Origin of the sequence: Megasphaera geminata F0357 (assembly GCF_000239275.1) — a bacterium.
In the GTDB taxonomy this organism is placed as follows: domain Bacteria; phylum Bacillota; class Negativicutes; order Veillonellales; family Megasphaeraceae; genus Megasphaera; species Megasphaera geminata.
Genome location: NZ_JH417587.1, coordinates 45,254 through 71,952, shown reverse-complemented (window position 1 = coordinate 71,952; position 26,699 = coordinate 45,254). Strand labels below are relative to the sequence as shown.

Sequence of the window (26,699 nt, the reverse complement as noted above, 5' to 3'; positions counted from 1 at the left end):
GTTAATCTGAAATCCATAATTAATTCCTCCTGACATGATATACATGTTCTGAAATATATGTAATCGCTCTACAGGCAGGACTGGTCAGAACACCCCGACAGTCCTGCCTGTATGCGGCTTACGTGCTTCCGTTCCCGGCGGCAATACTTGCCCTTAGAGAATTTCCGAGAATGCCTGAACGCGTGTACGCAGCTGTTCCAACGACGGGGACTCGAGATCGACGTCAAGAGAAGTATACCGCACACCCGCCTCTTCAAATTCGACTTTGTAAATAGGATAGTCAAATTCTTCGGGATCACAGAAACGCATCATACAGACAACTACAGCATCTGCACTGTATTTTTTCGCCGTATCGATAAGCATCTGACCGCGCGGTTTGTCAGGGTTCAATGCCAAGGGGCACCCGTCGAAATTTTGCCACTGCTGCGCAAGCTGTTCCAACGGATCAATGCCGGACGGTACGTCTGTGCGGAACTGTCGGGATTCCTGTGCCAGATCATCGGCGACAACGGCCAGGTTGAATTCCCGGAAGATATCGAGAAGTTCGTCCGGTTCAGCCATAATACCGGAGAGAACGATCTTCTTACCGTTCCAAGGGTTGACCGGTTCGGCCTTGACAGCATCAATGAGTTCACGGACCCAGACCGTATGAACGGCTTTATCCATAAACCAACGCGCCTTGATGACATCATGCCGTCTTACGGGTGTGAAAATCTGCGGATACCGGGCGGCCACATCACAAAATTCCCGCATGATCCGGCGGTTCTCATTATACACTTTGATGGCTTCCTGGACAGCGAGGTCGGAGATCGTTACAGACAGGATACGTTCCAATTCACTGCGGACGTGTTCGAATTCTGCACGCAGAAAATCGACGGCGGCTCTGATCTTACGGTTCTGCGGATGCGTGAAAACAACGACCGGAGCCTTACCGTGCCATTTCTGGCTCATGCAGCGGAGCGTATCACAAGGTACAGAAAAAACAACCGCATCCAGACAATCATATGTGCCGTTCAGTTGCAGTTCCATATCCGCCTGCATCAGGGAACAGGCAAAGGGCGGCAGATATGTACGCGCCGCCGCTATTTCCGGCTTCTGGGCGCCGAAGAGGCCTACAGGCAGATACCCCGCAGCATACACGATTTCCTCAGGAGCATAATAAGGCATCATGCCGACGAGGCCCTTACCCGTTTCTTTTTTATACGCCAAAACCGTTTTCTGCGGATGATCGGATACTTCCTGAAATTTGCCGATAAGCTCATCAATCTTGCTCATTACCGTTTTCCTCCTTCGCTTGTCTTCTGTTCTTCCATCGTTTCACAAAGTGCTTCTACGCGTGTATCAAACTGCGCTTCCGAGAAATTGCGGGGATCGCACTGGTCACCGTCAAAGATGACATAGGGAATGCCGAGGTTTCTCTGGACACGCTGACCGCCTTCGTTATTAAGCAATGTCATATTCTTGCAGGAACGGTTTTGATGCATGATCAAGCCGTCACATTTGCCGTCGCGGCAGACTTGTTCAAGAACGGCGCCACGCTGTTCAAGACAGCAGTTGATATAAGTACGGGAATACGCGTCCGCCATGGATTCCAAATTTCCCGGCTCATACGATACGTCCCACATGCCGGGGTATGCGGAACCGGTCATCAGGGAGCCGCGGCCTTTCAGTTCTTTAAATGTATGGCCCAACCCGATCCAGACACAGCGATACCCTCCCATGTTACACGGGATTTTTCGTTTTCGCCGAAAGCCCATTTCTGATTGCTGACTTTTTCTTCCAATTCTTTAACCAGTTTGTTGAATGTAATTTCGGAATAGTTCAAAGAACGGGCCGCTACGGCAAGACCCATGAAGTTAAAAAGGTCGAACCCGTTAAGCGGCGACGGCTTATACCGGAAGAATGTCGCAATTTTATTCCAGGCGGCAATAGATCGCTGTGTCTGTTTCTGTACTTTAAAGAATTTGTCATAGTTAAAAGGGCGGCCTGTCAATTCTTCAAGCTGACGGATGGCCTCCGGAATTCACCGACAATATAACGTTTTGCATGTTTTGAGACAGGGTATTCATGGTTGAAGGGAAAGTCGATATTGATCAGGGGAACATGCAGCTCTTTTGCCATGGTTTTCATACCATTTAAGCAGTGTATTGCAAATATTGTTGCAAGTAAGGACTACATCCGGAAGCGGGACACGGGACGCGGGGGATTCTTCCAGCGTCTTCGGAGTAACACCGGTCATTGCCTGCTGTTTCATGAGTTCCATATACCCCATGTTAACCCGACAGTAAGAACAGATATCCTGGTCATAGCCCTTGTTTTCCGCAACCTCAAGAAGTGCCGGCGAGCCGTGTCGGGCACCGATGCCTGCCGCATGTGTTTCCGGATAAACCATGGCAATATCCATGGCTGTACAGAATTCCGGAGGCGCAACAGAGGCGGACCAACACACGAGCCGTCCTTCTTTTTTCGCCTGTCTGGCATCTTCATCGACTTTCGGCAGGAAATACCCGAGAGCATCTTTGGAACTCATGCTTTCAATGTCTAACATTTTTTCTTCACTCATGGTGATTCTCTCCTTTATCTATTGATTTTTTCATAGGCCAGCAACGCCGCGCCGAGAGCCCCGACGGCCTGAGGATGGGCGGCAACTTTCACTTCAACGCCCAATTCCCGGGAAATCGCGTCAACCACGCCGAGATCACGGGCGACGCCGCCTGTCATGGTAAGAGTGCCGTCAACCCCTACACGGCGAACAAGCGCACTGGCCTTACTGGCAATTGATCTATGAACGCCTGCGACAATATCTTCCTTGGGGATTTTCTTTGCCAGAAGGGAGATAACTTCCGATTCGGCAAACACGGTACAGGTACTGCTGACCGGCGCGGGATTCTTTGATTTGAAATACCAGTCACCCATCTCCGACATGGGAATTTCCAATACCTTGGACATTACATCCAAAAAACGACCCGTACCGGCGGCGCATTTATCATTCATGGCAAACTGCATGACCATGCCTTGCCCGTTCAGTTTAATAGCCTTCACGTCCTGACCGCCGATATCAAGAATCGTCGTTGTGCCGGGAATTTCAAAAAGAGCGCCTTTCGCATGGCACGTGATTTCGCTGATTTCACCTTTTGCGCATTCAACATTGAAACGGCCGAACCCTGTAGAAATGATATTGGCCATATCATCAACCGTAAGATTTGCTTCCTTAAACACTTCATCAAGAACTTTTTCAGGGCCGCTGGAACCTGTACCGATTTCAACAACCCGCTGTGCCGTAATAGTTTTACCGTCTTCTAAGATTACAGCTTTTGACGAAGACGAACCTACGTCAATACCTAGTGTGTACATGCTGCTTTTCCTTTCCGATAATAGATTCCGAGAGAGTATTATAAATCCGGGAACGGGTTCGGCTTATCTCTGTTAACGGGAGCCGTCGTCTGCACGTATTCGACGAGAATGCCCGCATCCGTACTGGGACGGCGGAAGTTCACTATAATATCGTCCGTACCTTGAACGGCTTTCTTTTCAAGCATACAGCCTTCAGTTTCTTTTTCCATGAGCTGACGAACGCTTTCAACGTCCTCCACTTCAAAAGCGATGTGGGCGATGCCGCCGCGGCCTCCGTTAAAGTCTTTCAGGACGCCTTCACGAGGAACGATAAACTCAATGGGACTGCTGTATTCTCCTTTTTTTGTAAAAATAAGATCGGCATGATACGCGTCCACAAAGCCGGCATAATCGACTTCAAGACCGTTTGTTTTCATGAAATCATGAGCTGCTTCCATGGTCGGCAAAACGATACCGACATGGTGTAACCGCAAGGGATGCCAGGATTCTTTGAGTCGCCCTTTTTCAAGCCCCATTTCTTTCACAAAAGGATCGGCATCCTTACCGACAATCGGAGCCGTTGTCTGCACGTACTCCACGAGAATACCCCGGTTTGTGGAAGGACGGCGAAAATTTACAATAATATCCTCCGTTCCCTGTACGGCTTTCTTTTCAAGCATACAGCCGGGACAGTCGGCTTCCATTTCCCGGCGGACAGCTTCAACATCGTCAACTTCAAAGGCGATATGCGCAATACCGCCGCGGCCGCCGTTAAATTCCGTCAAAACACCGGCATGAGGAATGATCATTTCAATAGGACTGCCGTATTCACTTTTTTTGGTGAAAATAAGGTCCGCCTGATAGGCCTCCACATACCCGGCATAATCAATTTCCAATCCGTTATTTTGCATGAACTCATGTGCTTTTTCCAAAGTCGGAAGTACGATACCGACATGATGAAGTCTCATAGGTTTCATTTGCTTACTCTCCTTTTTTATTATATATTCCTGTTTTTTAATCCCATTAGCGACTCACTGAAAATCCGGGTGTCCATAGTCGTATAATCCTCTACAATCGGCTTGAAATCCATATGGGCAAGAATATCTTTTTCTACGTTAACACCCGGTGCCACTTCCGTCAGTTTCAGACCCTTATCTGTCAGCTTAAAGACGCAGCGTTCCGTAATATACCAGACATTTTTGTGCATCTTTGTCGCATATTCACCGTTAAAAGTAACCTGGTCAACCGATTTGACAAATTTGTTTGACTTCCCTTCCTGAAGGATTTTTACTTCACCGTTTTCAACAGCGACTTTTAAGCCGCCGTTCGTAAAAGTACCGCAGAAGAATACGTTCGGCGTCATCTGGGAAATATGGACAAACCCGCCGCAGCCGGCAATCCTCGGACCGAAACGGCTAACGTTGATATTCCCTTTTTCATCACATTGCGCCAGCCCCAGAAAGGCCATATCCAAACCGGCACCGTCATAAAAGTCGAACTGATAATCTTGGGCCACAAATGCGTCGGCATTTCTGGCCGAGCCGAACAGCGCACCGCCTTGCGGTACACCGCCGATAGCACCGTTTTCGACAGTCAACGTAAAGTCATCGGCAATTCCTTCTTCACCGGCTACGGCCGCCACATATTCGGGAACTTCCGCCGAGGTTAACGACAACATCTTCTTTCAGCATAAGCGCGCCGCGACGGCCGATGATTTTTTTGGCGCTGAGAGGAAGCGCTTCTCCACCGGTATCTTCCGGAGCGCGTCTGTCACCGCAGAGAGTCGGATCGAATTTACAGCCGAAAGCCTGTTCATGGTCTCCTTCATCGGCAACAACGACATAGTCAACATAAATACCGGGAATTGTAACGAGGCGGGGGTCTAAAGAGCCGTGTGCCACCACCTTTTTAACCTGAACGATGACGATACCGCCGTTATTGTGCACTGCTTGAGCGACCGTCGTATTCTCAAGAGGCGCGACTTCTTCTTCCGTCGTAATATTGCCGGCTTCATCGGCATAGGAGCCGCGAAGAAAAGCCGCGTCAATGGGAAATGTCGGATAAAAGAGCTGTTCTTGCCCTTCAACAGTTACCAGCTTAACAATATCTTCGGTTGACTATGTCGTTGATTCTGCCGCCGCCATACCGGGGATCAAGGAAGGTATGCAATCCGATGCCCGTAAACACACCGATTTTCCTGCCCGCCATAGCACGGAACATATGGCACATAGTACCTTGAGAGAAGTTGTACGCTTCAATTTTATTATCAACGGCTAATCGCGCCAAAGCCGGTACAGTCTGATAATGACCGATAATCAGCCGTTTTAAAAGGCCTTCATGCGCCAAATGTTCCGCCCCTATACCGGTCCTGTTGCCTTGAGAAGCCGAATAAGTGTACGTTAAATTCTTCGGACTGCCTGTCTCCAGAAACCGTTTCTCCAACGCCTTCGTTAATGCTTCAGGGTGCGCACAGGCAACAAACCCCATGCTGGTAAGCGTATCATTGTCTTTTATCAGATTAGCCGCCACATCCGCTGTGATAATTTTCACTTTCCTCATCGTAATGTATCCTTCCTTTCAAGATACCGGGCCCGATAATATTTTAATCACCGCTCCTTCAATTACCATTAAGAATGATAACTCTAATTTTATATACTGTCAAGGAATGATAATTGTATTGTCAGCCCGTTCAGTTAACGATATATGGACAACGGTAATCCGAAAAACCATGATCGTCAGGATACATGATAAGAGTTTTCCTCATCGTACTGTCTTATCATCTTGAACCGGTTCCCGTCTTACACAGGGACGATATAAAAAACAGCACTCCCCGGCGTATCTCGCCGGGGAGTGCTGTTACAAAATCTCGTTTTCCAATATATCAGTCTTTTGCGCCTCTGCAAATGCCCCGCTCCGCATTGCGAAGGAAGCGAAGGAGATGCTCTACTTCTTCCGTACTGTTAAGGTCCTGTTCCATCATTTCAATGGCCTCCGCTAAATTAAGCCCCGAACGGTACAATATCCGGAACGCTTTCTTCAATTCACGGCGCGTTTCTTCGGACATGCCCGCCCGCGCAAGGCCTACGCTGTTGAGCCCGATAATCCGGGCCGGCTGGCCGTCGGCAATGACGAAAGGAGGAATATCCTGTACGACCTTCGCCAGCCCGCCGATCATGGCGTTCCGTCCTACCTTTACAAATTGGTGAATACCGGCGATGCCGCCGATAACAACACGGTCTTCAACGGTAACGTGGCCGGCAAGACCGGCACAGTTACTCATAATGATATTATTGCCGAGAACACAGTTGTGCGCAATATGCGTGCACGCCTGGAAAAGACAATCATTGCCGATGCGAGTCTCTTCGCCTTCACCGGTAGCACGGCTGACTGTAACGAATTCACGGAATACGGAACGATCGCCGATAATGACATAACTCTTTTCACCTTTAAACTTCAAGTCCTGCGGTTCCGAGCCGATGGATACGCTCGGGAAAAAACGGCAGTCCTTGCCGATTGTCGTCCAGCCGTCAATAACGGCATGGGACATAATTTCAGTCCCGTCACCGATTTTAACATTCGGGCCGATAATAACATAGGGACCTATCTTTACACCTTCGCCGATAGTTGCATGGGGATCTATAATTGCCGTTGGGTGAATGAGGCTCGCAAAACGTGTCTCCCTTTCGTCGCTCATTAAATTCACTCCTCATTTTCCTCTCAACAAGAGTCCGGTATCTATTTCAGAAAATACGTCTATTAGTACAATCGTCAGAAAAAGAGCTTTTATAACTTCCCTAATCTGTGATTATTACCTAGTTAACGTCCGTTTTCTTCAACATACTCCCGAATACTTTATTTTTCCGCTTTTATTTCTTTTCCTGTCCGGGCATTAACGCGAAGAGATATTCACCTTCAGCACAAACAATTTCACCGACTTGACACTGTGCTTTGACCTTACCCATGCGCCCCTTGATTTTTACGATATCTGCCCGCATGACGACCTGGTCGCCTGGTTTGACGGGGTGACGGAAACGAAGTTTATCGATACCGGTAAAGAAAGGAATAAGGCCTCTGTTTTCTTCAGGATATAACAAGGCGACACCGCCTACCTGAGCCATCGCTTCTGCAAGCAGAACACCGGGCATTACCGGTTTTCCCGGAAAGTGGCCCTGAAAAAAGGTTTCATTGAAAGTCGCATTCTTAATGCCGACAGCATATTTCATCGGTTCCAGTTCAATAATGCGATCTACCAAAAGCATAGGATAGCGGTGCGGCAAAATTTCCATAATATCCGTTACTTCCAAAATCATTTTAATTCCTCCTAATTCATTTCTTTATAAATCTGCCGTGCTAACAGATTATTCAGTTTATGGCTGGACTTGACGGCAATGACATGGCCTTGCAGCTGCCTGCCTATAAGAGACAGATCACCGATAATATCCAACACTTTATGACGGACCAGTTCATCGCTCGTGCGCGGGACGGAAAGGCATGCGTCGTTGTCATAAACGACTACGTTTTCAATAGTACCGCCCTTGCCGAGGCCAAGTTTTTTCATCATTTCAAGCTCTTCCGTAAAAGCAATGGTACGGGCAAAGGAAATCTCGTCAATATACGACTGTTCCGTAATCTCCGTGTCAATAAACTGCACGCCCAATAAAGGATGCGGGTTAATAGAGGTAAACGTAATGCGGAATCCGTCATACGGCAAAATGGCGATAAACTTATCCTCTTCCTGAACGAGGTGCTGTTTTTTGACACGGTAAACTTCCCGCTTCGCGTTGAGTTCACGAATGCCCGCTTTTCTGATCATGGTCACAAAATCGGCACTGCTGCCGTCGGCAACGGGCGGTTCGACCGAATCCATTTCAACAATACAATTATCAATATGCAGTCCCTGTAAAGCGGAAAGGAGATGTTCTACCGTAAAAACTTTTGCTTCTCCCTTTTCCAGGGTCGTCGCCCGCATCGTATTCGTTACATATGATAAATTAGCCGGTATAGCCGGACTGCCGGGCAGATCGGTACGAATAAAATGAATTCCTGTATTCGCTTCCGCAGCGCGCAATGTCATATGGACGGGCAATCCCGCATGGAGGCCTATGCCTTCATAGCTTACGGTTTTATTTAGTGTCGTTTGCATCATCGGGGACATGAAAACACGTCTCCTTCCTTGTTTTCATACAGACATATTTCATCACATACTGGTTAATTATATCCTATTCTACAGGCGTTGACAAATAGCGCCCCGGTTTGTGCATTCTGCGTCTTCCGGACTGTTAAGGAAAAATCTTTCTTAACAGTCGGTTGCAAACTACGGGTTGACGACAACAACCTTTCCGTATCCGCCCGGTTCATAAATGACAACAGCTTTCATCAGATTTTTATCCGTCACCTTGACCCCCCTCTCATCTTTCAAGAAAAGTACTGCCGTCTAAAAGTAATATACCCATCATCTAGTTATCCTGTTCTGTTTTTCCGATTTTTCAAGCCGGAAAAAATAATATACATTTTCTGCAGCCGTTTTGTTCATCCCTTCAACGGAAGCCAGTTCTTCTACAGACGCCGCCTTGATCTCCTTCAAGGTTCTGAAAGTCTGCCAAATGGCTTTACGCCGCTTCGGTCCGATACCTTCAATATGATCGAGGACGGAAACGAGGCTGCGCTTGCCCCGCAGCTTGCGGTGGTACGTGATGGCGAAGCGATGAGCCTCATCGCGGATAGCCTGAAGGAGCTGCAGCTCCGGCGTATGATGGCTGAGAATAACGGACTCGCTCCGACCTTCGACGAAGATTTCTTCAATACGCTTAGCCAGGCTGATGACCGTCGCTTCCGTTCCGGCCTGCCTGATAACGGGCAGTGCCGCATGGAGCTGTCCTTTCCCGCCGTCAATGATAATCAGATCCGGTTCGGGCCAATCTTTTTCACTGTAGCGCCGCTCCATGATTTCCGCCATAGACGCAAAATCATCGGGCTTACCCTGTACCGTTTTTAATTTAAAACGGCGATATTCAGACTTTGCCGGCCTGCCGTGTTCAAAGACAACCATGGAAGCAACCGTTTCAATCCCCTGCGTATGGGAAATATCGAAACATTCCATCCGTTCGGGCAGACAGGGCAAGTCGAGAACGCGTGCCAACGCTTCAACGGCGCCGCTCGTTTTATCCTTGTCATGCTGCCATTGGAGGCGCCGCTGTTCGAGAAGAACACGGGCATTGGTTTCAGCCATTTCAAGAAGGCGCTTTTTCATTCCTCGCCGGGGTACGATAAGCGATACATTCCTTCCTTTTTGCGCAGACAGGCGCCGTTCGTACTCTTCCTTCCGTTCAACAGCGGCAACGACGATTTCCTTCGGCACGAAAACGCCGTTCACATAATATTGATCGAGGACCGCCGCCGTCAGGGACGAGCTCGTTTCATCATCACCGTTTTCGATATGGAAGATTTCCCGGCCCATGAGTTTACCGCCGCGGATCATGTAGATCTGCACGCACGTCTGTCCCGCTTCTACGGCGAAACCGATAATATCCGAGTCGCCCGCACCGGTCCTCGATCAATATCCTGCTGTTCCTTAACGGCGGCCAGTGCTTCCAGCTGATCGCGGTACATCGCCGCTTTTTCAAATGCCAGGCCCGCTGCGGCCTCTTCCATTTTATTCCGCAGGTCGTTTACAAGCCGCCGGTTTCTGCCTTCCAGCGCATCGACGGCAAGTTCCGCCTGCCTGCGATAATCATCTTTGGAAATATAGTTCATGCAGGGAGCGTCACAATGTCCTAAATGATATTGCAGACAGGGGCGGGCGACCTTCATGGAGCGGCAAGTACGCAAATGAAGCGCAACCTGCACCAATTTCAGAACGCGATGGACGGCTCCCGCATCGGCAAAAGGGCCGAAATAACGGGCGCCGTCACGCTGTACGCGGCGCGTCATAAATACGCGCGGATACTCTTCCTGAACGGTCACCTTGATATACGGATAGGTCTTATCGTCACGCAGCATGATGTTGTAACGGGGATGATGCTTTTTGATGAGCGTATTTTCAAGAATCAGCGCTTCCGGCTCATTCGCGACGACAATCGTTTCCAAGGGACGGCATGGCTCATCATAGCCGCCACCTTAACGGCGCGGTTTGAATCTTTACGAACATAACTCTTTACGCGGTTACGTAAATTGACGGCCTTGCCGACATAGAGAATGCGGCCTTTTTCATCCTTCCAAAGATAGACGCCCGGTTCAGTTGTCAACTGTTTAATTTTTTCCAGTACATCTTCACGAACCGCCATGCCTTACCTCTTCTTTTTCATCAATCTCTTTGTCCGCTCCAAAACGGGCTTGAGGAATTGTCCCGTATAAGACCGTTTCACCCGGCAAATTTCTTCCGGCGTCCCTGTAGCCACGACCGTACCGCCGCCGTTGCCGCCTTCAGGACCGAGGTCAATCAGATAATCCGCCGTCTTGACAACATCCAGATTGTGTTCGATAACGACAACCGTGTCACCGCCGTCGACGAGCATCTGCAAGACATTCATCAACTTATGAATATCGGCACTGTGCAGACCTGTCGTCGGTTCATCCAGGATATAAAGAGTCCTGCCCGTGCTACGTTTAGACAGTTCCGTCGCCAATTTAACACGCTGCGCTTCTCCGCCGGACAGGGTTGTCGCCGGTTGTCCGAGACGGATATAACCGAGGCCCACATCCTGCAGAGATTTCAATTTATGGAGAACGCGCGGTACGTTGCCGAAAAATTCACAGCCTTCATCTACGGTCATATCAAGGACTTCCGCAATCGTCTTACCCTTGTACTTTACTTCGAGGGTCTCCCTGTTATATCGTGCACCGTGACATACTTCGCAAGGTACGTATACATCGGGGAGAAAGTTCATTTCGATGCGGATAATGCCGTCACCGCGGCAGGCTTCACAACGGCCGCCCTTGACATTGAAGCTGAAACGCCCCGCCTTGTAACCGCGTATTTTCGCTTCCGCCGTCTGGCTGTAAAGCTGCCGTATGAAATCAAAGACGCCAGTATACGTTGCCGGATTGGAACGGGGCGTACGGCCGATAGGCGCCTGGTCGATATTGATGATTTTATCTATGTATTCGGTACCCTTAATCGCCCTGAACGCACCGGGACGATGAGGCGTGCCGTATACTGCTTCAGCCATACCCTTGTAAAGTATTTCATTAACGAGTGTCGACTTTCCGGAGCCGGAGACACCGGTAACAACCGTAAGTGTACCGACGGGGACGGACACGTTGATATTCTTCAGATTATGCTCTTTCGCGCCGATAATTTCCACGTACGTACCGTTCCCTTTACGCCGTTCTGCCGGTACGGGAATGTACTTTTTGCCGGACAAATATTGCCCTGTAAGTGATTCTTTGCAGGCCATAATATCAGCCGCCGTCCCTTGCGCGACAACATTACCGCCGTGTTCGCCTGCAGCGGGCCCGATATCGACGATGCAATCGGCCGCCTGCATCGTATCTTCATCATGTTCGACAACGATAAGAGTATTGCCGGCATCGCGCAGGCGCTTCAAGGCGGACAAAAGCTTGTCGTTATCCCGCTGATGCAGGCCGATGGACGGTTCATCAAGGATGTACAGAACGCCGACAAGGCCGGCGCCGATTTGCGTAGCCAAACGAATACGCTGTGCTTCACCGCCCGAGAGGGTGCCTGCCGTACGCGATAAGGTCAAGTACTCAAGGCCGACTGTCTGCAAAAAGGCCAGCCGCGCTTTAATTTCTTTCAGAACCTGCTTGCCGATAATTGCCTGTTTCTCCGTTAAATCAAGGGTATCAAAGAATTCGATCATCTTCGTCACGGTCAAGCCGGTCAGTTCGTGGATATTGAAGCCGCCAACCTTAATAGCCAATGCTTCCGGACGGAGACGCGAGCCGTGACACGCCGAGCAGGGTTTAATAGTCATAAAAGCTTCAAACTGATCGCGCATCATGTCTGTCGACGCTTCTTTATAGCGGCGCTGCACCATAGGCATGACCCCTTCAAAAGGAGTCGTAAAGGATTTTACTTCACCGCGCATATTCTCATATTCAAATATACATTCATCCGCCGACCCCCAAAGAATTTTTTCCTGCGTTTCTTTATCCAAATCGGCAAAAGAGTTTTCCACGGTATAGCCTTTCGGGCCTAAGAGTCCGCCGAGCTGGCGCATGAACCATGAATTCGGGTTATTGCTGAGCGCCGCGACAGCACCGTCGGCAAAGGATTTATGCTCATCCGGCAAAACGAGAGTCCTGTCCACTTCCATCGTGCTACCGATACCGGAGCAGGACGGGCAAGCCCCGAAGGGGCTGTTAAAGGAAAAAAGACGCGGCTCGATTTCAGGCAGGCTGATATGACAATCAGGGCAGGCGAAGTTCTGACTAAACGTCAGGACCTTACCCGTATCAACGCGCAGGATACGAACGATACCGTTGCCGAGCTTTGCCGCCGTCTCAAGAGAATCACTGAGACGGGTCATAATTTCCGCTTTTACGACAAGGCGATCGACGACGACCTCAACAGTATGCTTCTTATTTTTTTCCATCGGAATGTCATCGGCAAGCAAGTATATTTCACCGTCGACACGAACGCGTACATAACCGTCTCTGACGAGCTGCGACAATACTTTCTGATGTGTGCCCTTGCGTCCGTCGACGACAGGCGCCATAACCATGATCTTTTGTCCCTCGCCGAGGGCAAGGACCGCATCGGCCATCTGTTCAATCGTCTGCTGTTGAATAGGTTTGCCGCATTCGGGGCAAAAGGCGGTCCCGATACGCGCGTAAAGCAAACGAAGGTAGTCATAAATTTCCGTAACCGTCCCTACCGTGGAACGCGGATTGCGGCTTGTCGTCTTCTGGTCGATGGAAATAGCCGGCGACAAGCCTTCTATATAATCCACATCGGGCTTGTCCATTTGCCCCAAAAACTGGCGGGCATAAGCGGAAAGTGATTCGATATAGCGGCGCTGCCCTTCAGCGTAAATCGTGTCGAAAGCAAGCGACGACTTGCCGGATCCCGACAGGCCCGTAATGACGACAAACTTGTCACGAGGAACGGTAATATCTATATTTTTCAAGTTGTGCTGACGCGCACCTTTTATGACGATTTGTGAGTCTGCCATGCTTTATTTTTTGCTCCTTTTACTTGTACCGCCGTCTTTCGGCGTCCCGCCCTTCCTGCGGCGCAGGGAAGGATGGCGGACCTTGCGGACATAGCGGGCCGAAGGCATAGCTTCGTCCTGCATCTCTTTCGGCAGCGTATCATCGTGCGCCATATCGGCTAATTGCTGTCTCAGCTGCCCCAGACGATCACGCAATGCGGCGGCCTTTTCAAATTCAAGATTTTTCGACGCCGTCTTCATCTGCTGCGTAAGCGTATGAATAACCTTATGCAACGCGTCTTTCGTCAACCCTTCCGTGCCGCTCTTGTATGCTTTTTCTTCTTCCGAAACCTTTGTCAGCTCAATGAGGTTGACGACTTCTTTTTTGACGGACTTCGGGATAATATGATGTGCTTTATTATAGGCTTTCTGAACGGCACGGCGGCGTTCCGTTTCATCAACGGCGCGTTGCATTGAACCGGTTACGGTGTCGGCATACATGATAACCGTACCGTTTTCATTGCGTGCCGCGCGCCCCATCGTCTGGATGAGGGACGTATCGGAACGGAGGAAGCCTTCTTTATCGGCATCCATGATGGCAACAAGAGATACTTCCGGCATATCGAGCCCTTCACGAAGAAGATTGATCCCGACGAGAACGTCAAAGATACCGGCACGCAAATCATGAATGATCTCGGCACGCTCAATAGTGGCAATATCGGAATGGAGATAGCGGACGAGAATGCCCGTTTCTTTCAGATAATCCGTCAGATCTTCAGCCAATTTTCTTCGTCAACGTCGTGACGAGGACGCGTTCCTTCTTTTCTATGCGCTTGCGGATTTCACCGAGCAGGTCGTCCATCTGCCCGGTAACGGGGCGAATTTCCACGCGCGGATCGAGCAGCCCCGTCGGCCTGATGATTTGCTGCGACAAGTTGGTCTGTACTTCCATTTCATAATCGCCGGGCGTTGCACTGACATAGACGATTTGGTTGATACGATCAACAAACTCATTAAAATTAAGCGGCCTGTTATCAAGAGCGGACGGCAGGCGGAAGCCGTATTCAACGAGTGATTCTTTACGCGACCGATCGCCGGCATACATCGCCCGCAGCTGGGGGATCGTGACATGCGACTCATCCACGAGAATGAGAAAATCACCGGGGAAATAGTCAAGCAGCGTATACGGGGCTTCGCCCGGCTTACGGCCCGACAAGTGCCGCGAATAGTTTTCAATACCCGAGCAATAGCCCATTTCTTCCATCATTTCCATATCATATCGCGTCCGCTGTTCCAACCGCTGCGCTTCAAGCAGGCGGCCCTGATCCCGTAACACGGCGAGACGTTCGGCCAGCTCGCCGTTAATCGTGCCGAGAGCACGCTGCATCTTTTCTTTTGTCGTAACATAATGGCTGGCCGGATAAATGGCTATATGCTTCCGTTCGGCAAGAATTTCACCGGTCAGCACATCCACCTCCGTCATACGGTCGATTTCATCCCCGAACATTTCAATACGGATAATCGAACTGTCAAAAGCCGCCGGGAACACTTCAATCGTATCGCCGTGGACGCGGAACGTACCGCGCTGTAAGTCCATATCATTGCGCGTATACTGAATATCGACGAGCTTACGGAGAATTTCGGTCTGCGCCTTCTCCTGCCCGAGACGCAACGAGACGACGAGGTCGCTGTAATCTTCCGGGTCGCCTAACCCGTAAATACAGGAAACGGAAGCTACAATAATCACATCACGCCGCTCGAAAAGGCTCATTGTCGCCGAGTGGCGCAATTTATCAATTTCGTCATTAATGGCCGAATCTTTTTCTATATACGTATCGGTTGAGGGAATATACGCTTCCGGCTGATAATAATCATAATAACTGACAAAATATCCCACTTCGTTATCGGGAAAAAACGCCTTAAATTCACTGCACAACTGTGCTGCAAGGGTTTTATTGTGAGCTATGACGAGGGTCGGTTTCTGTACCGTTTCTATGAGCTTTGCCATTGTAAATGTCTTGCCCGTGCCGGTCGCACCGAGAAGGACCTGTGCCCACTGACCGCTCTCAATGCCGGCAGCCAACGACTCTACGGCTTCGGGCTGATCGCCTGTCAGCTCATACGGTGCCTCAACGCGAAACGGACGGGATCGGTCATAGTCCTTATTGCGTTCCTCTACATTCATGCTGTACCTCTATATAAATTTAAATGGATATACTGTAATGCTACTATTCTAACATATGTTCGGTATGACAGGAAGAGCGCGTCCCTTCCCCGTCACTTGCAGGCATATGTTACGTTTTTTACGGTTTTCCCGAAAGAAAAGCCGCAAACGTATGCTCATAGAGAGAGGCAGCGCTGATTGCGCTGCCTCTACGTATTATTTGGCCATTAGTTGAGCTACTTTGTTGGCAAAGGCTGCCGGGTCATCCGGCATAATCCCTTCGAGCAGCAACGCCTGGTCATAAAGGAGCCCGCTGTACTCTTTAAAAGCGGCACTGTCTTTTCCGCCCTCATGAACCTTCTGCAACTTGCCGAAGAGGTCATGATGAGGATTGATTTCCAAAATTCGCCGCGCCTTCATGAAGGGGTTGTTGGCGCCGGCAAAGGCCTGTTCCATCGCGATAGACGGGCCTGCCGCATCGGCTACAATGCAGACGGCGCCGCTCTTCAGGCGATTGGAAAGGCGAACATCCGCTACTTTTGCACCGAGTACGTCCTTCACATCCTTCAGCATGTCTTCATTGGATTTAGCCAGGTCTTCATTTTTCTTCTTTTCTTCCTTAAACGCATCGTCTTCCAGATCCAGGTCACCGCGGCTGACAGAATGGAAGGTCTTACCGTCGTATTCGCGGATAGCTTCCACGGCGAATTCATCGACCGGATCGAGAAGATACAGGACTTCAATGCCCCTGGCGCGCAGAAGTTCCGTCTGCGGCATGGCGTCAATGCTTTCTTTAAACTTACCGGCAGCATAGTAAATCTTTTCCTGACCGCTTTTCATACGTGCCGTATACTCTTTCAACGAGACGAGCTTTCCTTCCGCCGACGAAAGGAAAAGGACCAGATCTTTTAACTTCTCAATGTGGCTCTCACCCGTCATCATACCGCTGTAAATACCGATCTTTAATGATTTGCCGTATTCGGCCCAGAACTTTTCATATCCTTCACGGTCTTTTTCGAGCTTGCGCGCCAAGGTCTTGAGAATATTCTTTTCCATGTTTTTGCCGATAAGTTTAAGGCTGCGGCTCTGTTGTAAAATTTCACGGGAAATGTTCAGGGACAGATCCGGCGAATCGACAAGCCCTTTAATGAAACGCAGATAATCCGGCAGGAGATCTTTGCACTTATCCATAATGAAGACATGCCGCGAATATAATTGTACGCCCGGTTCATAATCACTGTAATAGAGGTTAAAAGGCGCACTGCCCGGAATAAAAAGCAAAGCCGTATATTCGACGGTACCTTCAGCCTTCGTATGGAAAATCTCCATCGGTTCTTCCCATTCATAAAACTGATGACGGAAGAAATCTTTATATTCATCTTTCGTAATGTCCGACTTATTGCGCGTCCATAAGGGCTGCATGGAATTCAATGTTTTCAATTCCGTTTTCTGTTTCGGTTCAGCGCCTTCAATGGGCTTGCCGTCTTCATTTTTGGGAATTTCCTCAACCGTTACATTCATCTTAACGGGATAGCGAATGTAATCGGAATACTTCTTCACCAATCCGGCAATACTATCTTCATCAAGAAAATCGGCGTCACCGCTCGTAAATTCGTCCTTCAGTTCCAAAACGATGGCCGTACCGTGGCGGGCGACGGCAGCTTCATCAAGAGTATACGATCCGTCGCCGGTCGATTCCCATGACCAGCCTGCTGTCGTGCCGGCTTTGCGCGTTTTCACAATAACCTTTTTCGCCACCATAAACGCCGAATAGAAGCCGACCCCGAATTGACCGATCAGCTCCTTGTCCGATACATCCGCGTCTTTTTCCTTTGCCTCACGCAACCGTTCGAGAAACTCCTTCGTGCCGGAGTGGGCAATCATACCGAGATTATCAACAATATCCTGCTTATCCATACCGATACCGTTATCGGCAATCGTTAACGTCTTCGCGTCCTTATCGACGGCCAGGCGAACAGAAAATTCCGCGTCCCCTTCCAAAAGTTCGCGGTCCGTAAGCGACTCATAATGCAGCTTGTCAATTGCATCGGATGCATTGGAGATCAACTCGCGCAAGAAAATTTCCTTATTCGTATAAATAGAATGGATCATCAGATCCAGCAACTGCTTGGTTTCCGCTTGAAATTCATGTCGTTCCTTAGTCATTTTTCAAACTCCTTCCTTACTCTGTTCGGATATATGCCGAAACACTATCCTTATCATAATATACAAAGGGCAAAAAGTCAAAATATTATGTAGGACGACTCCGTCAGATTTTCATTCTCCCGTTCATACAACCCGGCAGCCGCGGCTAAAATACCCGTTTTTCTTGAAATCTTAATTCAAAATACAAAACAGGCTGCTGCCGGGGCAGCAACCTGTTTATATCTCCATCTCAGTACAGACCGATGCTGGCGGCGTATGCCAGGAGCACGGACAAAGGCCCTGTAATAGTCCGAGAATACAATACTGCCGGCACACCGAGTTCGATGGTTTCCGGTTCGGCTTCGCCGAGGCTGAGTCCGACAGGGATAAAATCCGCGCCTACCTGTGAATCAATAGCAAACAGTGCGGGCAGGGCGTATTGCGGCGGAATATGCCCTAAGCCGATTTCCGCTCCCAGCAAGGTCCCGATAACCTGAGCGATAACCGCTCCCGGCCCGAGGATGGGGGAAATAAAAGGCAACGCGCAGACAAGTGAAATGATGAGCATGCCCGGTAAAGTCCCCGCAACGGGAGAAATAGTGACGGCAATGACATTGCCGATACCCGTGGCCGTAATAATGCCCAGAATCATGCTGACAAAAGCCATAAAGGGCAAGATGCTTTTAATCGTAATATCGACGGATTCTCTGCCCGAAGCGTAAAATTTATTGACGACCTGGCCGATACCGATACCGATACGGGTGACAATATTGGCTTTCGGCCGATCCGAGACAGACACGCGAACGGCCTTTTCCGGAGCCGCCGCATCTGCCGCCGCCTGTCTTTCCGCCGCTTCTTTACCGGCATAGGTGATGCATTCAGCCGTAACACCGGAAACATAGAGCTCTTCTTTTATAAATCTGGCAAGCGGTCCCGACTGGCCGACGGGAACGACATTGACGGTCTTGATCCCTTTGCGCGGATATACGCCGCAACGAGCCGTCCCGCCGCAGTCAATGACTGCCGCCAAAATTTCTTCGTCCTTCACGCCGGTACTGAACCCGTCTATAACGTCAGCTCCCGAAAGCTCGCCGAGCTGTTTGGCAATGGGATGAATCCCGCCACCGGTAACACTGAGGATAATATGTTTCTTTTCCGTCGGCACGAGCGTAATCGGGCCGCCCCACCCGCCGTTACCTTTACACACAACTACCGGTTTATACATGATGCCACCTATACCCTTCGTCCCGCTTTGCGGCACATGTGGAAGTAAATACGTTCCGTAATAATGCCGCGCAGAAAGATAACGACAATACCGACAAGAAAATAACGGACAGCCAGGTCGCCGAGCTGGTAGCCCAACGCCTGAATACCTGCCGCTATACCCATATAGACAAAGAGTTCACCGCCGTTAGCATGCGGGAAGAGTCCCGTCACGGGATGAACAAAGCTGACCTGGGCATCATAAAAAGCAGGTTTATATCTTTCATCGACAAAGCGCCCGAACGTGAAACACATGGGACTGGTCAGGAAGATAACCGACAAGACCGGCACAATCGTATACCGGGCCGCCTTATATTTTGTCGCCTTTTTGGCAAAGTGATAAAAACGCTGTTCGCCGATAATTTTGATAAGCGAGTTTACGGCAGTCATCAAAACGATGACCAAAGGAATAATTCCCGTTACGAAACCCGTAAAAATATGGGCGCCGACTTTAAAGAGTTCAATAAAAGAGTTGGCACATGCCGCAATCAGTTCCATTAAGCGTTAACCTCCTTACCGGCCGCCGTCTCGGCCAGCTTTGCTTCCAATGCGTCAAGGGCTTGAATATACCCGCTGTATTCGTCTTTCTTATATTTACCGAATCCTTTAAAATGACTGTTCACGTCATAAACGGACCGTCCGTTTAACTCGTTATACGGTTTAAAACGATTAAATACGGTCAGCCCTTTCATCAGTTCGGCACCCGTAATAATGCCGGTATTATCACAGGCAATCAGTATGACATAGCCGGCCCCGACTTTGCGTTTCTTCGAACCGACACCGACATTGCCCTTTTTATGGAGTTTTTTCATTGATTCATTAAAAGACTTTACCTGTAACCGCGTGCCGAGAATCTGCCCTCCCATTAAGACGAACAACATACCGAAAAATAATGCAACTTCCATAAATTCTCCTCATTCTCACGGGACTACTCACAAAAACACCCCGAAACAGGTCTTCCCGTTCCGGGGTGCAGTGCTCTTCATCCGGATTCTGAATACGGGTACTTCATAAAAGCAACCGAATTTCTTCGTATAGAATAGCACAGCTTTTATTTTCTTTCAATATATTTTATATCTGAATTTTTGTAAACATAAGGTACTTTCGTCAACTGTCTTTGCCCGGAAGCGTTTCTCCGCAACATGTGCGGGGTCGTTATCATACCTGCTTCTTATAGCCTGTCGTTAAGTCCACTTCATTTATAAGCGGGCAGTCGGCCAAAAAGGCCCTTAAATTACGTACGGCAATATCAATAATCATATCGTGCGTATATTTCAGATGAAGGCCGCCCGAAACGTGCGGCGTAATATACAGGCCCTTTGTTTTCCATAAGCGATGTCCCCGCGGCAGCGGTTCGGGTTCGGTTACATCAAGAGCGGCTCCGCCGATTTGCCCGCTTGCCAGGGCATTGCAAAGCGCGTCCTGATCCACGGCATTACCGCGCCCGGCATTGACAAAATAAACACCCTTCTTCATAGCCGCGAACCGTTCTGCCGTAAACAGGCCTCTTGTCGCTTCCGTATCCGGCAGTGCGGCAGCGACTACATCGGCACGGCTCAGATAATCATCCAATCGTTCCATCGTCCCCATTTCATCCGCACCGGGAGCCGCTGCCGTCGAGCGGCGTCGGATTCCGATAACATGAGCGCCGAACCCCTGCATTTGTTTGCCGAAGGTAGATCCGATATCGCCATACCCGATGACGACGACAGTTGCACCGAACAACCCTCCCACGACACCTTCATCCCGCCAGATTTCTTCTTTCTGATTATCATAGTACGCAGGCAGCCGTTTCATCATCATGAGAACCTGAGCCGTCATATGCTCCGCAACGGCTATGCCGTATGCGCCGGTCGCGTTGGTAAGGATAACGCCCTCGGGAAGCAACCCGGGTATGCAGTACGAACCGGCTCCGGCACTGTTTAATTGGAGCCATTTTAACTGTCGTGCATGCCGCAGTAAGGCCGGCGCAATATTACCGATAATAATATCGGCACCGGCAAGGACATGCTCGTCGACAGGAGCGGCGAAGCCCTGTAAACTGCCGTCACAAAAAATAACCTCATTATCTCTTGCCGCCGCCATAATACGGCGTTTATGCTCCTTCGTCACGGCACAAGCCACAAGTATATTCATATAATTTTCTCCTTCTGACATAAGAAAATACGCACGCCTGTTACGGCTTCCATTATAGCATATCCCGTTTTTTCTCCATACATGAGATTGAGACCCGCCTCACATCCGGACTGCGATCCGCGCGGTCCGGCACACTTAAAGAAAACGGTCGTTATCCGCTCTTTATCAAAAACACGGGAAAGAGCGGTGCTCTCTCCCGTGCCCGTATAATCGGTATTACCAATCAAGTTTCCCCGTCAATAAATAAACGAGAAGCCCTTTTTCGGCATGCCGCCGATTTTCCGCTTCGTCGAGAATGGTATCCAAGTGCTGTTCCAACACCTCCCCCGTAATTTCATATCCCGGATGAACGGGCATGTCATGAAAGACCAGTGTATCCGTCCCGGCCATAAGATCCGCGTCAATCTGATAAGGCATCATCATTTTATTGATAGCTTCTTTCTTTTCTTTGTATTCGGGATTGGTAAAGAATTCCATGTCCACCCACGTATCCGTATAAACGCAATCCGCGTCGGCAACCGTTTTCTTTAAGTCGTCTTTGGATATATGCGGATCCAGTTCAATATAACGGCCTGTTTTTTCCAGATTTGTATAGAACGTGTCATCTACATTCATAACCTGGCTGAAAGGCGTCAATCCGTACATTGTGCCGCCGAGGGCGACAACCAGCTCGGACAGGGAATTGAATGTATTGTTCTTAGCCCCGATATAGAGGACTTTTACATCGAACCGGCCCGTCTTTTCATAGAGCGTCAACATATCGGCCAGGGCCGGGACGGATGAAACGTATTGTCACAACCGTTTATGACGGGTACGGTCGCATATTTCATAAATCCTTCCGTCGTTTCCGCTTTTTTGAACCGGCCCATAATACAATCGACATTCCGGCATACATACTTCACTTCACTCATGAGGTCGCCGATCGTAAAATTACTGTCCGCCCATTTCTGGTTATAGGCTTTCCCGCCCAGCTCTTCCATACCGATCATAAAGGACAAATATGTCCGGTTCGATGTCTTTTCAAAAATCATGTATAATTTCTTATCATCAAGAATATGTTTATATGCATTCCGGTCAGCTTTAATCCGTTTACTCAGAAGAAGTATCCCCTTTAATTCATCTACCGTAAAATCATTGAGACAATTGACATGCTTCATAGTTTCCTCTCTTTCCGACACCAACCCTTTATCCGTATTTATATACTATCACTCAGGATATTTATGTCAAGCGTTTATTTTATATTAATCCGTTATCAAGGTATAAAAAAAGACGGCAACCCGAGTTACCGTCTTAAAAGGTCTGTTTATCACAGCTTACGCTTTGGTTACGTTAGCTGCCTGCGGGCCACGAGCGCCGTCAACGATGTCAAATTCAACTTCCTGACCTTCAGTCAGGGATTTGAAGCCGTCTTCCTGGATAGCGGAGAAGTGAACGAATACGTCACCGCCGTCTTCTCTTTCGATGAAACCATAACCTTTTTCTGCACTGAACCATTTTACTTTACCTTGCATGACAAATCCTCCTAAGCTAAAAACTTCCAGCTATTCAGTAGCTATAAAGCAAGTGTAACACGTTTAAATTTCTGTGTCAATGAATATTTTTAATATTCCCGAAGCCTGAAGGGATAATTACGTTTTTTCCTTTCTACCTGCGTACATAATCAACAAAAGAATATGCATATTTATTATCTATTGTTTTATCATGATCTTCTCTTGATTCTATGACCCACTCTTCCTTCTCCTCTTGCGGGAAGAAAGTATCCGCATCGAATTTTGCATCTATTTCCGTAATATACATGCGTTCGGCAAACGGCAAAAATGCTTCATACACAGATGCCCCGCCGATGACAAAGTACTCTTTTCCCTTATCCAGACTATGATATAAATCATCAACGGAATGATACACTTTTATCCCTTCATGCTTCGACGTATAATCCGCCTGTGTCGTAAGAACGATATGCCCGCGGCCCGGCAGCAGTCCGGGCAGGCTTTCAAACGTCCTTCTGCCCATAATGATATCATGGCCTGTCGTAAGCGCCTTAAACCGTTTCAGATCGGCCGTAATGCGGCAAAGCAGATCCCCGTCTTTGCCGATACCGTTATTTCGATCCCTGGCAACAATAATGTTGATCATTAAACGGCGACCTCCATGGGAAGCTTTCCCGCATGTTCATACCCTTCGAGAGCGATATCTTCCGGTTTAAACGCATAGAAGTCCGTAATGCCGTCGGCAATGACAAGTTTCGGTGCGGCTGCAGCCCGGTCTTTGCGTGCCAACTGCGTGCGCAAAGCAGCCACGTGATTTTCATAAATGTGCGCATTATTGATGACATGCGTAAAAAGTCCGGGCTGCAGAGACGTAACACGTGCAAAGAGGTGGATAAGCACGGCGTACTGCGTCATATTGAAAGGAACGCCGAGCCCCATATCACCGCTGCGCTGAATAAGCATGCAATTGAGCCTGCCGTCCGTAACGTCCCACAAGGTTTGAAAAGCACAGGGCTGCAACGCCATGTCCTCCAAGTCTTCCATATTCCAGAGAGAGACGATCATCCGTCTGTTCTGCGGCTCTTCTTTCAACTGTCTGATCAGCGTATCGACCTGTTTAAACTTGCGAATCTGATACCCGTAGGCCTTGCCGATGGTCCCGTCCTCACGCATCCATTCATCCCAAACATGGCAGTTCATCTTCTGTAACTCCCGCACGTCATTGCTCTGAAGCTGCCAGATCCACAAAAGCTCTTTCACTGCCGTCTTAAAAGCGACGAACTTTGTCGTCAGAATAGGGAATTCTTCCGACAAATCAAACTGCATCATCTGATGAGGCAGCTTGTACGCGGGCACGCCGGTGCGGTTATCGGCATAATACCCGTGATCCAGAATATGTTCCACAATCGATAGGTATTGTTTATCTGCAATGCTCATAGTAGTATCACCTTTCTATTCATTCTTCAGCGCCCGCAAAAAAGCAGGCCCGTATTTATGCAATTTAAATTCGCCGACCCCTTTTACGGCCCGCATTTCATCAAGAGTCGCCGGCATATGTGCGGCCATTTCCCACAAAGTCAGGTCCGAAAAGATGACAAAAGGCGGTATGTGATCTTTCTGTGCCATTTGGTAACGCAGCTTCTGCAGCTTTGTAAAAACGGGACGCAGACGTTCATCATATTCTTTCGGCACCGTTTTTTGACGCGGCTGCACAACGGGCAGTTCCGTCCCGACAGTCCGGGTACGGGTAACTGTCCGGCCGCCCGTCCCGCCAAGCATGGTCCGTCCCGCCGCGGTAAGAGAAAGGACGGGATATTTTCCTGCCGATTGTTCAAGATACCCGGCTGTAACCGCCTCACGCAGAAGAGTTCCGACGGCAGCGGCCGAATAATCACCGAGCATACCGAAGGCGGCATTTCGTTCAAACCCGTACTGTCTGACCTTTGCCGTCCGCGAGCCTTTGAGAATATTGCCGACAAGCGTTTGCCCGAAACGCCCTTTCAATTCATCGACACACATGCAGATAAGGCGAATTTCCTGTGTAATATCCTCTTCGATCGTTTCGGCATCACAATTACCGCACGTATCGCAACGGGACCACGCCGGCGTTTCACCGAAATAAGAAAGTATATTGCGGCGCAGGCAGCCTTTATTTTCACAATACGCGACCATGCGGTTCATAAGTTTCAATTCATTGGCCTGCAAAACCGGATCCTGAACGGAAACTTCAATGAGGAATCGCTGCACCATGATATCGCCGCGGCTGAACAGGAGAATACATTCACCGGGAGCGCCGTCGCGGCCTGCCCGGCCGGCTTCCTGATAGTAACTTTCCATATTCTTCGGCATCCGGTAATGAATAACAAAACGCACATTGCTTTTATCGATCCCCATGCCGAATGCATTGGTCGCCACCATGACCTGCACGCAGTCATATGTAAAATTCTCCTGTGCCCGCTGTCGTTCCTCATCCGTCAACCCCGCATGATAGCGGCCCGCTTTAACTCCCGCCTTCATTAAGGCCGTGTAAACCTTATCCGTTTCCTTTCGCGTTGCCGTATAAATGATGCCGCTATCCTCCTTATGCGCCGCCAGATAAGAAAGGACAAAATCCGTCTTATGCTGTGTTTGAACAACACGAAAATAAAGATTCGGCCGATCGAAACCGCCTATAAATATTGCAGGCCGTCCCAAACCCAGGAGTGTCAACATATCATTCTTGACATGTTCCGTTGCCGTCGCCGTAAATGCCCCGACAACAGGCCGTACCGGTAAAGAGGCAATCCAATCTTTAATCAGTCTGTAACCGGGGCGGAAATCATGTCCCCATTGGGACACGCAGTGCGCCTCATCAACGACAACCATCGCGACAGGCACGGTACGCATAAAGTTCGTAAAGAATTCATTTTGCAGTCGTTCCGGCGAAACATAAACGAGCTTTACCCTGCCCTGCCGCAAGAGGCGAAACCGTTCCTGCAATTCCGCAAACGTACACAGGCTGTTGATATATGTCGCGGCAACGTGTTGTGCCGCCAGAGCATCGACCTGATCCTTCATGAGAGACAACAACGGTGAAATAACGACAGTCACTCCGTCCATGAGAAGAGCGGGGATTTGGAAGCAAAGGGACTTCCCTGCGCCTGTCGGCATAATGGCCAATGAATCCCGCCCCGCCAGGAGAGACCGGATGACGGCAGCCTGCCCCGGTCGAAAAGAAGTATAGCCGAAATATTGTTGCAGTACGTCTGTCGGTTTCATCAAAAGCCCGTATCCTCACACTATGTTTATAGTCAAAAAGACTGTAACAAAAGCACTATACACATTTTATTACAGTCCCGTTCTTCTTGCAATTTAAATTATTGAGTCTTGTTTACCGATTCTTCATAACGCAGTGCGCAAAATCTCTTGACGTTATCCGCCGGGGTTAACCGGTAAGGCGGAGATGACTTTCACCATCATTCAAACAGGAGGCGCCGCCTAAAGCGGTATTTTCGGCAATCGTCTTAAGCATCTGTTATTTCGCAAAAAAAGACCTTCCCGAGAAAGGTCTTTTGTCGTATTTCAGAGTAATTGCTTGGCTTCTTTTACTTTTACTTCCAACACTTTGCGGAGAAAAGGATATTTTTCCTTCATCATATCGAATTCCTCACCCTTTTCAATCATTGCGGCCGTGCCGGTTATTCTGAAGCCCGTTCCCTTATATCCGTTGAACCCTTCCACTTCACGGGTGCCGGCCGTAAGAATAAGGTTCGCGTTGACAGCCAGATCTTCTTCCGTGCTGGTCATACCGGCCGCGGGAATAAGAATCCTGTCGTCATCGGTCGTCTCGGTATACGAGTTCCACGTATTGGTTACGTGCGGCCCCGCTTCCGTCCATGTGGTAATGGACACAACGCCTTCATATGATAATACTTTCTTCAATTTTTCGGGGAGCATACTGTACCTCCTGCAGGAATACAAGACTCAATAATGGCTAAACTGAAAAGAGGACTGTGTCTGCATAGACACAATCCTCTTTCCGCTGGTGGGCGATGACAGGATCGAACTGCCGACATC

The 26,699-nt window shown here is 49.2% G+C and carries 20 protein-coding genes and 4 pseudogenes; all 24 read right to left on the bottom strand.

The genetic code is table 11. The features are described from left to right. Positions 1-153 precede the first annotated feature (153 nt). Positions 154-1,275: a 2-hydroxyacyl-CoA dehydratase subunit D gene (locus HMPREF0080_RS04750; RefSeq protein ID WP_006790137.1), complete on the bottom strand. Its 1,122-nt coding sequence runs from the start codon at positions 1,273-1,275 to the stop codon at positions 154-156. Continuing rightward, positions 1,275-1,721, bottom strand: a complete 447-nt coding sequence (locus HMPREF0080_RS11305; protein WP_280959833.1) for a 2-hydroxyacyl-CoA dehydratase family protein — start codon at positions 1,719-1,721, stop codon at positions 1,275-1,277. Before HMPREF0080_RS11305 ends, HMPREF0080_RS04750 begins: the two co-directional genes overlap by 1 nt. Then, positions 1,667-2,392 (bottom strand): annotated as a pseudogene (locus HMPREF0080_RS11300) (2-hydroxyacyl-CoA dehydratase). The gene HMPREF0080_RS11305 and the pseudogene HMPREF0080_RS11300 overlap by 55 nt, the downstream one beginning before the upstream one ends. Before the next feature lie 185 nt (positions 2,393-2,577). Beyond that, entirely contained in the window at positions 2,578-3,354 is a 777-nt protein-coding gene (locus HMPREF0080_RS04740) for an acyl-CoA dehydratase activase (protein ID WP_006790133.1), read from the bottom strand. A gap of 38 nt (positions 3,355-3,392) precedes the next feature. Next, complete coding sequence (locus HMPREF0080_RS04735) at positions 3,393-4,310, bottom strand: VOC family protein (protein ID WP_006790132.1); 918 nt, start codon at positions 4,308-4,310, stop codon at positions 3,393-3,395. A 20-nt stretch (positions 4,311-4,330) separates the two neighbouring features. Then, a pseudogene (locus HMPREF0080_RS04730) lies at positions 4,331-5,892 on the bottom strand (acyl CoA:acetate/3-ketoacid CoA transferase). A gap of 322 nt (positions 5,893-6,214) precedes the next feature. Next, positions 6,215-7,027, bottom strand: a complete 813-nt coding sequence (gene lpxA, locus HMPREF0080_RS04725) for an acyl-ACP--UDP-N-acetylglucosamine O-acyltransferase (RefSeq protein WP_006790128.1) — start codon at positions 7,025-7,027, stop codon at positions 6,215-6,217. 172 nt (positions 7,028-7,199) lie between these two features. Beyond that, positions 7,200-7,643: a 3-hydroxyacyl-ACP dehydratase FabZ gene (gene fabZ / locus HMPREF0080_RS04720; protein ID WP_006790127.1), complete on the bottom strand. Its 444-nt coding sequence runs from the start codon at positions 7,641-7,643 to the stop codon at positions 7,200-7,202. An 11-nt stretch (positions 7,644-7,654) separates the two neighbouring features. Continuing rightward, entirely contained in the window at positions 7,655-8,488 is an 834-nt protein-coding gene (gene lpxC, locus HMPREF0080_RS04715; RefSeq protein WP_040347267.1) for a UDP-3-O-acyl-N-acetylglucosamine deacetylase, read from the bottom strand. Between the two features lie 297 nt (positions 8,489-8,785). Further along, a pseudogene (gene uvrC, locus HMPREF0080_RS04710) lies at positions 8,786-10,616 on the bottom strand (excinuclease ABC subunit UvrC). A 3-nt stretch (positions 10,617-10,619) separates the two neighbouring features. Then, complete coding sequence (gene uvrA / locus HMPREF0080_RS04705; protein ID WP_006790122.1) at positions 10,620-13,469, bottom strand: excinuclease ABC subunit UvrA; 2,850 nt, start codon at positions 13,467-13,469, stop codon at positions 10,620-10,622. Between the two features lie 3 nt (positions 13,470-13,472). After that, a pseudogene (gene uvrB, locus HMPREF0080_RS04700) lies at positions 13,473-15,633 on the bottom strand (excinuclease ABC subunit UvrB). A 195-nt stretch (positions 15,634-15,828) separates the two neighbouring features. Next, positions 15,829-17,778, bottom strand: a complete 1,950-nt coding sequence (gene htpG / locus HMPREF0080_RS04695) for a molecular chaperone HtpG (protein WP_006790118.1) — start codon at positions 17,776-17,778, stop codon at positions 15,829-15,831. Between the two features lie 229 nt (positions 17,779-18,007). Then, complete coding sequence (gene srlE / locus HMPREF0080_RS04690) at positions 18,008-18,982, bottom strand: PTS glucitol/sorbitol transporter subunit IIB (protein ID WP_006790117.1); 975 nt, start codon at positions 18,980-18,982, stop codon at positions 18,008-18,010. An 8-nt stretch (positions 18,983-18,990) separates the two neighbouring features. Next, positions 18,991-19,518 (bottom strand): PTS glucitol/sorbitol transporter subunit IIC, encoded by a 528-nt coding sequence (gene srlA, locus HMPREF0080_RS04685; protein WP_006790116.1) that lies wholly within the window; start codon positions 19,516-19,518, stop codon positions 18,991-18,993. Beyond that, complete coding sequence (locus tag HMPREF0080_RS04680) at positions 19,518-19,925, bottom strand: transcriptional regulator GutM (RefSeq protein WP_006790115.1); 408 nt, start codon at positions 19,923-19,925, stop codon at positions 19,518-19,520. Before HMPREF0080_RS04680 ends, srlA begins: the two co-directional genes overlap by 1 nt. Before the next feature lie 253 nt (positions 19,926-20,178). Then, the gene (locus HMPREF0080_RS04675; protein WP_006790114.1) at positions 20,179-21,156 is read right to left on the bottom strand and encodes a D-2-hydroxyacid dehydrogenase; all 978 of its coding nucleotides are present in this window, start codon (positions 21,154-21,156) and stop codon (positions 20,179-20,181) included. Positions 21,157-21,372: 216 nt separating this feature from the next. Then, positions 21,373-21,915, bottom strand: coding sequence for a Rossmann-fold NAD(P)-binding domain-containing protein (locus tag HMPREF0080_RS10775; RefSeq protein ID WP_006790112.1), 543 nt, complete (start codon positions 21,913-21,915; stop codon positions 21,373-21,375). After that, positions 21,909-22,313, bottom strand: a complete 405-nt coding sequence (locus HMPREF0080_RS10770; protein ID WP_006790111.1) for an Aspartate/ornithine carbamoyltransferase, carbamoyl-P binding domain protein — start codon at positions 22,311-22,313, stop codon at positions 21,909-21,911. Before HMPREF0080_RS10770 ends, HMPREF0080_RS10775 begins: the two co-directional genes overlap by 7 nt. A 156-nt stretch (positions 22,314-22,469) precedes the next feature. After that, positions 22,470-22,667, bottom strand: coding sequence for a cold shock domain-containing protein (locus HMPREF0080_RS04660; RefSeq protein WP_006790110.1), 198 nt, complete (start codon positions 22,665-22,667; stop codon positions 22,470-22,472). A gap of 133 nt (positions 22,668-22,800) precedes the next feature. Continuing rightward, on the bottom strand, positions 22,801-23,289 hold the full coding sequence (locus tag HMPREF0080_RS04655; RefSeq protein WP_006790109.1) for a dihydrofolate reductase: 489 nt from the start codon (positions 23,287-23,289) through the stop codon (positions 22,801-22,803). After that, a complete protein-coding gene (locus HMPREF0080_RS04650; protein WP_006790108.1) occupies positions 23,289-24,080 on the bottom strand; it encodes a thymidylate synthase in 792 nt (263 codons plus the stop codon). The genes HMPREF0080_RS04655 and HMPREF0080_RS04650 overlap by 1 nt, the downstream gene beginning before the upstream one ends. A gap of 15 nt (positions 24,081-24,095) precedes the next feature. Further along, positions 24,096-25,901 carry a DNA helicase RecQ gene (gene recQ / locus HMPREF0080_RS04645; RefSeq protein ID WP_006790107.1) on the bottom strand — a complete coding sequence of 602 codons (1,806 nt, stop codon included), beginning with the start codon at positions 25,899-25,901 and terminating at the stop codon, positions 24,096-24,098. Between the two features lie 303 nt (positions 25,902-26,204). Next, a complete protein-coding gene (locus HMPREF0080_RS04640) occupies positions 26,205-26,579 on the bottom strand; it encodes a pyridoxamine 5'-phosphate oxidase family protein (RefSeq protein ID WP_006790106.1) in 375 nt (124 codons plus the stop codon). Positions 26,580-26,699 lie beyond the last annotated feature (120 nt).